Source organism: Prevotella merdae (genome assembly GCF_900290275.1).
In the GTDB taxonomy this organism is placed as follows: Bacteria; Bacteroidota; Bacteroidia; order Bacteroidales; family Bacteroidaceae; genus Prevotella; species Prevotella merdae.
This window is the reverse complement of record NZ_LT985324.1, coordinates 792,574-804,897: the sequence shown is the minus strand read 5'-3', so window position 1 is coordinate 804,897 and position 12,324 is coordinate 792,574. Positions and strand designations below refer to the sequence as shown.

Here is a 12,324-nt window from a genome sequence, read left to right as displayed (position 1 = left end):
AACTCAAAATTCATGCGCAGCATAAATTTTATAATCGTCCATTGCTCTGCCACGCCTGAAGGCAAGGACTTCACCACGGCAGACATCGACCGCTGGCACCGGCAGCGAGGCTTTGCCTCCATCGGATATCACTTCGTCATCTACCGCGACGGCTCTGTGCATCATGGCAGACCGCTCGCACAAGTGGGAGCGCACTGCCATGGGCACAACGCCCATTCCATAGGAATCTGCTATATCGGTGGTTTGACCGCCGACGGCAAACACCCTAAGGACTCTCGCACGGAAGAGCAGAAATCCGCACTGGTGGCACTTCTTCGTAAACTAAGAGTGCAGTTCCCCAATGCCAAAATCCGAGGACATCGAGATTATGCAGCTAAGGCGTGCCCATCATTCGATGCCACGGCAGAGTATGCAAACATCTAAACCCTACGATATGAAACATATCCTAATCCTAATCCTTATTCTTTGTGCATTTGTACTGGCGTGCAAGAGCACAAAGACAGCATCATCCTCCAATGAAAGTGAGCGAAACGCCGTTTCGCAAGCTCAATGGCGATCCGCTCAGAATCTTTCATTCAGTTCTCTACAGAGGCTTACCGCCCTTTCATTCGATAGCTGCGTCTTCACATTCGGGGGTGTCGACACGTCGGCAACCCCTCAATGTTCCGACCTCAGCTATCCATCGGGCAAGCCCCTGTCCTATGACAAGGCAAAGCCTCCATCTTACCACGGCAAGCCTTCTGCAATAAGTCACGGCAAGCCGTCCTCTCTCAGGCTCTACGGACTTCACCTTTCCCAAGAGGAAAAGGAGGAGTCCGCAGCTGCACAGCAGGTGGAAGACAGCATCGCAATAGCGAAGCAGTCTTCATCCGACAAGTCGCACGACATCATCAAGTCAAGGTCTTCAGTACCTTTCACGGCAAAGCTCGCTATTGCCGTCCTGATGATGATAACGGCAGCAGCCGTCATCTTCTTTATCCGTCGCTATCTCGCCGGCAGACGACGACACTTCGGTCACAGGCTCCCGAATTCATTACCTGGCAGCTCCGGCGGTGCATTGTTCGGTGGCGAGGACAAGCCATTGCATGGCTAAGTGAAATTGTGGGGTGTTCCATTGCGTTCCGTCGCTTTGGGCTTCTGTTGCAAAATAAGTATGCCACTTCCCTGATCCGCACCATGTCTCTTTTTCTCGGATGTGAGGAGGACAAATCGCCTGAAGTCGAATAGTCCTCCATACATTCGAGAAAAGTGCAAGCACACGAGTCACAGTACGGGGTAAGCAACATACACATTTCTCCACGGCAGCCCAAAGCCCCTCCACTTCATTGCACGCCCCACAATTTCACGGCTACGCCAGTCCTCGCCACCGAACAATGCACCACCTACGCACATGATTGACGCATCACCCAGACAAGCAACGCTTGCAGCGAGTTTGTCTGACCTCCTCGTCAATCATCAACACGCAAGCGCCATCCGTCTTCCACGTCATTTCATTCCGTCATTCTTCTCCACATCTGCGATGTCATTCTGTTTTTTAGCACATCAAAGATGTCTATCTATCATCATCAAAGGTGAATAGTGTTGCACACCCTTCACCTTTCTTAATAGGTACGGACACACGCTCCATTGCATTGCGCATAAGTCCGTGCAGCTGCGCTCTATTGTCTATCATCTCGCTATGCTCAATCCCTTTCATTCGCTTCGCTCAATCTTCTCTTCTTCAGCCGAAAGGCAGTGGCTCTCCACTCCCGTATCCGTCCGTTATGTGCCACATCCTTTCGTCCACTATTGCGAAAGGATATTGCGCTACATTCCATTACGTTATCATTCCGGAGTTTCTCTATGACTCTGCGAGCCATGGAGAAGTCCTACATTACCACTTCATTTCATTCCACTTCATATCCATTCGCTTCGGGTAAGGCAGTGCCTTCTGTTTCCTATAAGGCGATGCCTTCATGGTTTGGTAAAGCTGCGCTTTCTATTATCTATCAATGCGAGAAAGCTGTCTGACTTATGGCAATCAAGATTGCTATAAGTCTGACAGCACTCTCGCTTATTCAAATAGGTATGGCAGAGGTATGGGATAGAAAAGGTAGTGCGCCTAATGTCGGGCAAGACCGACAGGCGCATTACCTTTTTATCCCTCACCACTGCCGCATTACCGCCCGATGGGTCGGGCGTGGCGTGGTCGCTCGCCTATATCGCCACATCCGCAAGCCATTGATGCCCATCCGATACCCAATAGCCTTTCGTAGTACGGCAAGACCCTCGGTTTGCTCGGCTTGGAGGCTTAAAGTGCCGAAAATAGAGCATTTGACGCATCCGAAACCCAATATCGTGTCAAAACCCGATACTTTGCCGAAACCTTATGTCGTGCCGAAACTCGGTGCTTTTCCGAAACCTTTTGCTTGTTTCAGCCTTATTTCCCCAATCCGAAACCCTCGCTTTTCGTGGAACTCGGAGCGTTTGTGCATCAGCGTGAAACCTCGGCTCACTTTTGTCATCAGCGAAACTTGCAAGCCTTTTTCGTCACTTTCTGCCTTTTCGCTTTTTGGCGCAACTAAGGCGGTTTTGCGTGTGCGAGAAACTAAATATTAACATTCGTTTACATATTCCGCAAAGGTCGGGCGGTCGCAGCCGTCAGCAAGGACAGGGCGGTCGGGGGGTCTTTATCAAGACGGGTTAAGGGAAAATCCCTTAACAATCCCTTAACGGCTTGATACACAAGCCTTTTGTTTTTCTATCGCTTAAATTTCGTCGGTTTTTGTCGGCGCCAGTGTGCCTAAATCGGGCGAAACTGCCTTATTTCTCGTCTTTTGCGTGGTGTTTGGGCGGTGCTATTTTTGCGTATCATTAAACCATAAAAATTGAAAGACGTATGTCGAATATAAACACCAATGCGACCGTTACGCTTACTGTCAACGGAAAACAGGCGGAAGATATGCTCCTGAAACTGAAATCTCAGGCTGCAAACCTCGAAAAAGCCATTGAGAAAGCGGCAGCAGCAGGAAACAAGCAGCAGCTCACGAAGCTAAAGCGTGAACTGAAGGAAACCAATCGCCAAATCTCGCAGATTGAAAATGCTGCAAAAGGGGTCGAGCATGTTCTGCAACGCCTCGATGAAACTTCGCCAAAGGAACTGAACCGCACGTTGGCACAGCTGAAACGAAACCTTAATGGGCTTGAACGTGGAAGCAACGAGTGGAACCGACAATGTGAGGCGATAAAGCGTGTAAAGGCGGAGATTGCCAAAGTGAACTCGCAGCTGCGAGAGAATGAGAGTCTGTGGGAACGGATGAACCGAAAGTTGAACGACTGGCAGACTGCTCTTGCCGGCATCGCTGCTGCCATCACGGGCATCATCATGGCAGGACGCTCGGCGGTGAACGCTTTTGCGGATATGGACCAGGAGATGGCGAATGTACGCAAATTTACGGGAATGAACGCTTCGGAGGTGGAGCAGCTGAATGAGGACTTCCAGAAGATTGACACCAGAACGGGGCGTGAGGAGTTGAATAAGTTAGCGCAGGAGGCGGGTCGATTGGGCAAAACCTCGCAGGAGGATGTCTTGGGATTTGTGAAAGCTGCCGACCAAATCAATGTGGCTTTGGACGACCTCGGTGATGGGGCTACGCTGACTCTTTCAAAATTGACAAACATCTTCGGTGACGAGGAACGCCTCGGCACTGAGAAGGCTCTGCTTGCCGTGGGTTCTGTGATTAATGAGTTGTCGCAGAACTGCACGGCTTCGGCTCCTTATCTCGCCAACTTCACACAGCGCATGGCTGGCGTTGGTGCCCAGGCGAAGATGACTATCCCGGAAATCATGGGGTTCGCTGCGGTTCTCGATAGTCAGGGACAGGCGGTGGAGATGTCGGCAACTGCTGTTTCCAAAGTCATTATGGATATATTCAAGGAGAACGATAAAATCATCAAGGCTACGGGGCTTAATGCGAAGGAGTTCAACGAAACGCTGAAGAAGAGCACCAACGAGGGACTTCTCATGTTGCTGGATCGTCTTCACGAACTCGGCAACATCGACGTACTGGCACCAGTCTTCAAGGACATGGGCGAGAATGGTGCTCGTGCTGCGCAGGTGATTTCGGCTCTTGCTGGCAACCTCGATATGGTGCGTTGGGAGCAGGAGGAAGCTACTAAGGCGTTTGCGGAGGGTACATCTGTCACGAATGAGTTTAATGTACAGAACACGACGGTACAAGCAGGACTTGACAAGGCTCGCAAGGGTGTGACGGAGATGGCGGTGGCACTCGGTGAGCAGCTGCAGCCGATAATGAAGCATGTCATATCTTCCACAACATTGTTGCTGAAGTTTATGTCTACTTCTATCACGTTCATAAAGGAGAACGCTTTTACTTTGGCTTCGCTGACTGCTGCTTTCATTGCCTATAAGATTGCTGTGAACGCTTCGAACATTGCTTTCAAGGCGCATTATGCGTGGCTTGTTATCTGCAAGACGGCAACGGCTGCGTACAAGACTACGGTGGCTACCTTACATGCTGCGCACTTGCTTCTACAGATGGGACTTGCCAAATTACAGGGCAACTGGGTCCGCCAGTCGTGGCTGATGTCGGACCTCAAAAAGCAGGGTGCTCTGCTCGCATCTGGCTATGGTGCGATAGCAGCCGGAGCCATTGCTCTCGGTGCGGTTCTGTATAAGCTATACAAGAAGATGACGGAGGTGTCGCAAGCAGAGAAGGACTTGCAGGAGATACGCAAGCGTGGGCAGGAGGGCATCATCGACGAGAAGAACAAGATTGATGCGCTTATTGCGGTGGCTCGTGATGAAACGCAGTCACTGAAGGACAGACACACGGCGATTGATGCGCTCAACCGTATCATTCCGGAGTATAATGGACAGTTGGATGATACTACGGGCAAGTATAAGGAGAACAAGAAAGCTCTTGATGATTACTTGAAGTCGTTGACTCGTAAGTATGAGATTGAGGGTGCTAAGGATAAGTTGCGTGATATCGGAAAGCAGCGTGTCGACCTTAATCTGGAAAAGCAGAGGCAGGAGCGTGTCGTTGCTATGGATGAGATGGAGGCAAGGACGGAAACGGTTATGCCTGGTCAGGAGGGAAAGGTGGTGCAGTTGGGTGTCAACTCGTTGCGTGCCTCGAACAAACGTGCGCTTGCCAAGACGAATGAGAAGCTGGCGGAGCTTGACCAGCGTGAGGATAACATCTTAGGAATATATGGCGAAGACATCAAGAAGGATGCTCTCAATGATGCGAAGAAAGAACAGAAGCAGGAACAGCAGACGCAGAACCCTCCTTATACGCCTCCTAAGACGGACAAGAAGACGAAGACAGAGGATGTGCTTAAACCGCAGAAGGACTGGAAGACCAGGGAGCAGGCTCTCAACCGCATTGCGTATGCCAAAGGTGAGAAGGACTTCGAGGAGTACACGAACCGCATGACGGAAATTGATATCGAGTATAATCAGAAGGTCATGGCGAACAAAAAGGCATCAACGGAGCAGAAGATGGAGGCTGAAGCATCGTACTATGAGGCAAAGAAGAAACTCGCTGATGACAAGAACACGCAATCGGCGAAGCAGGAGAACGACTACTATAATGAACTGGTTGCTACAGAGAAACAGCGGTACATTGATGGTAAGGTGGATCAAAAAACGTTTGATGATGCACTCGAACTCATGGAGTTGGAGCATCTGCGCCGTCTGACTAAGGTCTACACGGACGGCTCAAAGGAGCAGCTGCAAGCGCAGAAGAACTACCAGAATAAGCTCGTTGAAAACCAAAAGCGAAATCAGAAGACCATCGAGGACAACGAGAAGAAGCATCAGAAGGAGCTTGCCAAAATAAAAGAGGACTACTTCGGGGATAACAAGTCGGAGAAGAAAGAGAAATACACCAAAGATAGTGCTGCCCTCGATGAGGTTTTCAAACAGGAGATAAAGGCTGCTGGCGACGATGCCAAAGAGAAGTTGCGTATCGAGGAAGCGTATCAAAAGGCAAAGGTAGCACTGGCGAAGAAGTACGGCCAGGAGTACAACGACACGAGCAAGAACTTCCTCGAAAACATGACGGAGGACATCACGGAGTGGCTGAACTCGGACCTCGGACAGGCGGTGCAGGGTTCTTTCGACACGCTCACGTCGGGCATGTCTTCAATATTTTCGGGCATGACTTCACTCATTCAGGCAGAACTGGAGATACAGACTGCTGCCATCGAGAAGCGGTATGACAAGGAGATATCGCAAGCGGAGGGTAACAACTACAAGGTGAAGAAGCTCGAAGAACAGAAGCAGAAGGAGCTGGCAAAGAAAAAGAACGAGGCGAACAAAAAGATGTTTGCCATGCAGGTGATACAAGCGGTGGCGCAGACGGCACAGAACGCCATATCAGCGTATGGCTCGGCAGCGGCCATCCCTCTTGTGGGTTATATTCTGGCACCAGTGGCTGCTGCAATGGCGGTGGCAGCAGGAGCAATTCAGATTTCTGCAATCAAAAAGCAACAGCAAGCGAGTGAAAGCCAGGGCTACGCCAAAGGTGGTTTCACACCTAATGGCAGTAAATATGAGGAGGTGGGCGTGGTTCATGCCGGGGAATGGGTGGCTTCGCAGGAGATGCTTGCCAACCCGGTTGCGCGTCCTATCATCAACGCCCTGGACTATGCGCAGCGGACTAACACCATCGGATCCTTACGAGCCGACGATGTGAGCCGGACTATTGCGCCTGTTGCATATAGCACGCCACAACAGCAACAGCCTATCATCGTGCAGCAGCAGTCGGACGGACTGGCAACAGCTGCAATCGTGCAGAACACAAAGGCAATGCAGAGTTATACCGATACGATGAAGCAGTTGGAGAAGCGGTTGAGTGAGCCGTTTGTCACGGTGAACACGGTCACGGGTGACACTGGCATCAAGCAAGCGCAGGATGAGTATAGTATTTTAATGAGAAACAAAACTCCTAAATCAAGACGTAAGTAATGGAAATTATTATCAATGGCAAACAAGCCTATCTGAAGAAGAACACTTCGTTTGACTTCATCTTCGAGAACCGTCTATTTACGGGTAGCGACAGCTACACCTTGACAATTACGTTCCCACTAAAGGGATGCGCCCGGAACATTGCAATCTTCGGGCACATCCACAGAGCGGATGTTATCAAGGCGAAAGTGGTATTTGACTGCGACATCCGTGACGGTGCCTTCCTGAAGTCTGGCTCCATAACTATCACGGAGATTTCTGACGTGGAGGTGAAGACGCAGTTTCTGGAGGGACGTAGTGAGCAGAACTTTGATGAGACGTTTGACGATATCTATCTCAATGAAATGGATTTGGGTTATCCTACCAAGCGCGATAATCTTATAGCAGCAGAAGCGTTCAAGCCATATCCAACGAACAACTGGGTGCCGTTGCCGTGGGTAAACAACTATTCCGGCAATCTGCAAAATGCTGTTACTACATCTGTCCATTTCATCACAGGTTTCGAGAATGCCAAAAGCACTCTTTCGTTCCAGCCATACTTATTATATATATTGAAGCGTATCTGTTCGCAATTGGGGTATGAGGCGAACTTTGCTGAACTGGAGCAATCGCAATATAAATTTCTATTGATTTGCAATACGCTTCCTGCTGCATGGGCTGCGTGGAACTTTGCCATTGCATTGCCTCATTGGACATTGAACGAGTTTTTTGAGCATCTTGAAAACTTCCTTTTCGGAGATTTTGATATAAACCATAAGGCTAAGCGCATCGAATTCCATTTCTCTAATAGTCTGGCAAAATCGGCAGGAGAGGTAATCTTAAATAAGGTGCTGGACGCTTACACAACGGAGGTGTCGCAAGAAGATGAAAGCAAGTACATCGCTTCGGCTAACTTGAAATACGCTGACAATGATGCGCTTCTGTGGTCATATTACTCGTGCGACTGGTTTATAAGAGCCAACAAGTCAAAGGCTTTGGTCTATGATACATTTCGGGAATTGATAGACAAGGCTATGACGTTGAAGATAAGCGGTTATTACAAGTCCACGGGGCATAGCGGACATGGATACAGCGAGTCTTTCTGCCGTGGCTATCCAGTAGGAAGTGATGGAAACAGACTGTTTTATTGCAAGGAGATTGATACCTATTTTATAATGTACTGCTACAAATCTGAATTTGTCAGCAAGAACAATGATATGAAGTGGTACAAATATTATAACCGTCTGATGCCTGTAAATCAGTTCGGAGATTATTTTGTTGATAATGATGCAGACGATATTGAACTGAAAATCGTTCCTGCATGGATAGAGGGTACTGACGACAAGTATGGCAATTGTATGTTTCTCGACTGCGGAGAGTTGGGCAGTAGAGAAACATGGACTATATCGGAAGACGGTACGGGCTCTTCTGGCTCTGCATCGTCTGGCATATATATTGGACAGCGACCGAGCAATGAAGGCCAATTATCATCGGTACGCTATCACGATGATGTCGACTATGATGCAGGAGACTTGGCACAAGGCACTGCAAGCTATGTGATTGGCAAAGGAGAAACCGAGAAGTCATCTGCATACTTTGATGTTATATATGTCGGCTTTTGGAGTGGACATTATCTTTTCGGCGGTAATCAGCCACATCCTATAATAGATAAGGTGGAGGTTACTGACTCATTTGGGTATAACAGAACTCAATTTACCTTGCGATTGAAAGACGGAATAGCCAATTCTATGCGCTTGTCAATGCACAAAATTGACGGAAAGCAGAAGTTCCATTTCTCTTTCCTCTCTGACACAATACCCAATCCTCGTGCATTGTTCTACATACGTGGCCAAAGGTATATATGCGAAAAAATAACTGCCACCTTCCATGAGTCGGGAAAGTCGCAGTTATTAAAGGGGATATTCTATCGTGTCTTAGCTGATTGAACGCTGCAGGGCTGTGGCATGGCGCTCGATGGTGGTGCGCAGCACTTTGGCGTAAATCTGTGTGGTCTTGATGTCCTGGTGCCCAAGCATACGAGCCACATTCTCTATAGGTACATCGTGAGCCAATGCCATTGTAGCGAAGGAGTGGCGAGCCACGTGGAAAGTCAACTTCTGCCTGAAGTGCAGCTCCATCTGTATCACATGAAGGTAGTCGTTGGCTTTCTGATTGCTTATCTTAGGCAGTTGGTAGTCGTACTTCTCAAGCACCTTCATGGCAGGAGAGAGGATAGGCGTGAAGAACTTCGTTTCGGTCTTGATACGGCTACCATCGATGTAGTACATCTTGCCTTCCTTCTTCGTCATGCTCTCGAAGTCGAAGGTCTGTGTGTCGCAGAACGACAGACCGGTGTAGGCAGCGAAGATGAAGAGGTCACGCACTCTGGCAAGTTTGCCCTCGAACTTGTAGTTGCGCATGAGCTTCAGTTCAAGTTCGGTGAGCGGTTCACGTTCACGGCACTTGCCTCGCTTCAACGTCACCACTTGATAAGGATCCTGTGGAATTTCGCCCATCTGATAAAGCTGACGAACCCACTTGTGGATTTTCTTGTGGTAGCCGTAACACGTCACATCGGTACGGGTGCCATCATGCAGCCAGTTGTCAAAGGCGATGATGTTCTTCGGGGTCAAGTCACCATAGGTGTTGAGTTTCCCGAATGTGCGCACGGTTTCGATAGCACATATCTTGTGCTTGCGTGTACCTTCGCGCAAATCCTCATTGGCAAGCGCTTCCTCCATAAAGTCAAGAAAGCTCTTTTCACTTTTCTCCGGCTCTTTAGGCAGTTCCTCCTTCACTTCCACCTTAGGCTTTTTGTCTTCGCCATTGAAGTGATACATGAAATTGTCGTAGGTACGTTCTTCATCAAGAACGTCCATCGCAGCAATGATTTTCTTACACTTCGCTACCAGAGCTTGTGTTTCGGGCGAAGCTGCTGCTGCTTGCCAGTCGTCGGGTGAATATTTGCCAATCATAATATATTTACGAGTGGCACGTCCAAGATAAACTTGAACTTCCAAAAATCCGTAACCCCTCTTCTCGGAGTTTTTTCTACGGTCGAAGACGACCTCTACCAATTCCTTCTTCATCGTTAAAGTAGGTTTTAGTACAGCGGACAAATAAGTGGAGAAGATGAGAATAATGGGAGTTTAACAATTTTTAATTGGTAGTTTTACCAATTCCAGCTATTTAGTGGCTGAAAGTGTCACACGTTTTTAGAAAGTGTCACACATTTCAGAAAAGTGTCACACAAAGTGTCACACATTTATGTATCGTTGTGTCCCGTTATGTCATCATCAAAGCACCAGGTTCAAATCCGCTGCGTTAATTAGACATTACGCTCGTCCTCTAAATAACTGTCTGAATTTCAAGCTACTCGCTCGTAACTATCTGTATATAAGCAACAAAGAGGATACTACCGAAGTAGAATCCTCTTTGACGTTGTTTTGTTCCGATGTGACCCGCATGGGGTCACAAAGTGATTCCGTTGGGGTTCGAACCCAAGACCCACAGCTTAGAAGGCTGTTGCTCTAATCCAACTGAGCTACGGAACCTCCAAATCGACTGCAAAGGTAGTCTTTTAAATTTAAACTACCAAATTTTTAACAAGCTTTTTTACTTCATTTCCCCTTTTTCTTTGCCAGTCTGATGTTATATCCCGACCATAAGCACCAAATGGCGAGGATTCCCATAACAAATATAAATATGTATGTGGCGATATTTCCGATGAAGAATCTGCCACTATGAATCTCCAGAGCCACATTCCATAGCGACATTGGCAAATAGTTCATGCTTGATGGTTGTGCTATAATAGTTGTTCCATCATAATAATCTGCTATAATAGCAGATCTATTATATGTCATGCTTGCTTCAGATGACTTATGAACAAAGTCCTGACTCATGCCAGCAATAGCCTTCTTTCCAAATGGAGCTCCTGCTTTCTTGGGTGCAGGCTTATGCGTGAAGTAGTCAATAGCCGTACCTTTTTGTCTATCCCAAACGAATAGTCCACTGAACGAGCCGCAGTACCATTTGCCATTTGCGTCTTTTTGCAGCACGTTAAGTCCCATAACGCTTACGGGCGGAGCAGACTCAATCTTTTTCATGGCACCATTGTTGAGCTTTAATGAATAGAAACCTTCTGATGTGGACACAAGCCAATCGTGTTCATCCTTGTCGTATCTAATCATGCGCAGTTTGTCGTTCCATGGATTATCGCTTCGTAGTGTTGTGCCTGGTATTGCCGGAATCTTGTTTAAAACCAATGCTATCATAACAGGTGGACGAAGACACCAACCCGTCAACACTATCAATAGTGTTAAAGCGATAGTATATCTGCCTATCTTGTCGTGCAGTTTCAGCGACAATCTTAGCAACGCCTTCTGCTTTGGTCTTAATGCAAACACAACTCCAGTTATGCAGAGCAATACAAGGATAACTGCAATGAAGTCTACTGCCACTTTTCCTACACTCCCGAACAGCTCACCACTATGCAACAGCCAAATGGTACGGAATAATGTTACTCTTTGCTTGTAATTCTTAGGAGCGCCAAGTTGTATACGTCTGAAGTTTTTATATGGAGGAAGAGAGATGTATGCGTACGATCTGCTTAGCACAACAAGCGTATCGCCATGCGAGGCAATATCCGTCAACTTCTCGTCATCCTCCAAGGGCAACTCCATTTTATGCCAAGTCTCGTGCTTGCCATAATTGTATAGGGCAAAGGGCGAGACTGTCATTATATCTCCGTTATTCGTCTTTATAATGTTTCTTATCTGTCTGTTGTCGGCTCCTTCAGGCAGTCCTTTGTTCAAATCAGCGAAGAACGAAGCCGTTGAGTCAGTCTGCCATATGCCACCATTTCCATACAGCAACACCTTGTTGTCCAAAGCAAGTGTGCCTCTTAGCAATCCCCCACTCCAATTTTCGTATTTATAGTTGCTTGGTAGATATTTTCTGCTTACATCCACATCTTTTATTAGCGACCGATGATTAAGCAAAATCCCCGACACACAAAACATCACTAAGAAGAATGTCATGCCAATACCTATCCACTTATGTTGTTTTCTCCAAGTTCTTTTATTCATATTATACCATTATTTATACAAGAAGTGCAAAGGTACAGATATATGCTTAATTGCGAAATACCTATAAATTAGGATTTTTTATTTACAATTAATGGACTTTTTTATTTGAAATATTGGTTATTTTTTCTAATTTTGCCATTGATAATAAATAATAGATTCGTGTGCGTTAGATACACACAAGAACTTTGTATTAACCATTTAACTATTTTTCTTATGAAAAGTATCTTTTTTACCCCCCCCCACGACGATATTTTCGTAGGTTAGGGATTATTCTATTTCTGT

General features: G+C 47.3%; 9 protein-coding genes and 1 tRNA gene. 5 read left to right on the top strand and 5 right to left on the bottom strand.

Annotated features, from left to right (window positions below):
- Nucleotides 1-12 precede the first annotated feature (12 nt).
- Both C9991_RS09865 and C9991_RS09860 read left to right on the top strand, forming a co-directional pair.
- Nucleotides 13-423, top strand: coding sequence for an N-acetylmuramoyl-L-alanine amidase (locus tag C9991_RS09865; protein ID WP_106812361.1), 411 nt, complete (start codon nt 13-15; stop codon nt 421-423).
- Between the two features lie 10 nt (nt 424-433).
- The gene (locus tag C9991_RS09860; protein WP_106812360.1) at nt 434-1,093 is read left to right on the top strand and encodes a membrane protein FAM174 family protein; all 660 of its coding nucleotides are present in this window, start codon (nt 434-436) and stop codon (nt 1,091-1,093) included.
- A gap of 170 nt (nt 1,094-1,263) precedes the next feature.
- Here the strand turns inward: C9991_RS09860 and C9991_RS16880 are convergent, their stop codons facing one another.
- Entirely contained in the window at nt 1,264-1,452 is a 189-nt protein-coding gene (locus tag C9991_RS16880) for a hypothetical protein (RefSeq protein WP_198643783.1), read from the bottom strand.
- A 100-nt stretch (nt 1,453-1,552) separates the two neighbouring features.
- Entirely contained in the window at nt 1,553-1,696 is a 144-nt protein-coding gene (locus tag C9991_RS16725; protein ID WP_157949434.1) for a hypothetical protein, read from the bottom strand.
- A gap of 317 nt (nt 1,697-2,013) precedes the next feature.
- On the opposite strand from C9991_RS16725, the gene C9991_RS16720 reads away from it, so the two are divergent.
- From C9991_RS16720 to C9991_RS09850, 3 genes are all read left to right on the top strand, one after another.
- Nucleotides 2,014-2,598 carry a hypothetical protein gene (locus C9991_RS16720; protein WP_157949433.1) on the top strand — a complete coding sequence of 195 codons (585 nt, stop codon included), beginning with the start codon at nt 2,014-2,016 and terminating at the stop codon, nt 2,596-2,598.
- Between the two features lie 280 nt (nt 2,599-2,878).
- On the top strand, nt 2,879-6,976 hold the full coding sequence (locus C9991_RS09855; RefSeq protein WP_106812359.1) for a phage tail tape measure protein: 4,098 nt from the start codon (nt 2,879-2,881) through the stop codon (nt 6,974-6,976).
- Complete coding sequence (locus tag C9991_RS09850) at nt 6,976-8,901, top strand: hypothetical protein (protein WP_106812358.1); 1,926 nt, start codon at nt 6,976-6,978, stop codon at nt 8,899-8,901. Before C9991_RS09855 ends, C9991_RS09850 begins: the two co-directional genes overlap by 1 nt.
- Here the strand turns inward: C9991_RS09850 and C9991_RS09845 are convergent.
- From C9991_RS09845 to C9991_RS09835, 3 genes are all read right to left on the bottom strand, one after another.
- A complete protein-coding gene (locus tag C9991_RS09845; RefSeq protein WP_106812357.1) occupies nt 8,890-10,044 on the bottom strand; it encodes a site-specific integrase in 1,155 nt (384 codons plus the stop codon). The two genes, C9991_RS09850 and C9991_RS09845, sit on opposite strands and share 12 nt — an antisense overlap.
- Before the next feature lie 390 nt (nt 10,045-10,434).
- Nucleotides 10,435-10,509, bottom strand: a tRNA-Arg gene (locus C9991_RS09840).
- 66 nt (nt 10,510-10,575) lie between these two features.
- Nucleotides 10,576-12,042 carry a PepSY-associated TM helix domain-containing protein gene (locus C9991_RS09835; RefSeq protein WP_106812356.1) on the bottom strand — a complete coding sequence of 489 codons (1,467 nt, stop codon included), beginning with the start codon at nt 12,040-12,042 and terminating at the stop codon, nt 10,576-10,578.
- Nucleotides 12,043-12,324: the final 282 nt, after the last annotated feature.

Excerpts from the sequence above, each read along its gene's own strand:
- C9991_RS09845 (WP_106812357.1), bottom strand. The coding sequence starts at position 10,044 with ATGAAGAAGGAATTGGTAGAGGTCGTCTTCGACCGTAGAAAAAACTCC.
- C9991_RS09850 (WP_106812358.1), top strand. The coding sequence starts at position 6,976 with ATGGAAATTATTATCAATGGCAAACAAGCCTATCTGAAGAAGAACACT.
- C9991_RS09860 (WP_106812360.1), top strand. The coding sequence starts at position 434 with ATGAAACATATCCTAATCCTAATCCTTATTCTTTGTGCATTTGTACTG.
- C9991_RS16725 (WP_157949434.1), bottom strand. The coding sequence starts at position 1,696 with ATGAAAGGGATTGAGCATAGCGAGATGATAGACAATAGAGCGCAGCTG.
- C9991_RS09855 (WP_106812359.1), top strand. The coding sequence starts at position 2,879 with ATGTCGAATATAAACACCAATGCGACCGTTACGCTTACTGTCAACGGA.
- C9991_RS16720 (WP_157949433.1), top strand. The coding sequence starts at position 2,014 with ATGGCAATCAAGATTGCTATAAGTCTGACAGCACTCTCGCTTATTCAA.
- C9991_RS09835 (WP_106812356.1), bottom strand. The coding sequence starts at position 12,042 with ATGAATAAAAGAACTTGGAGAAAACAACATAAGTGGATAGGTATTGGC.
- C9991_RS09865 (WP_106812361.1), top strand. The coding sequence starts at position 13 with ATGCGCAGCATAAATTTTATAATCGTCCATTGCTCTGCCACGCCTGAA.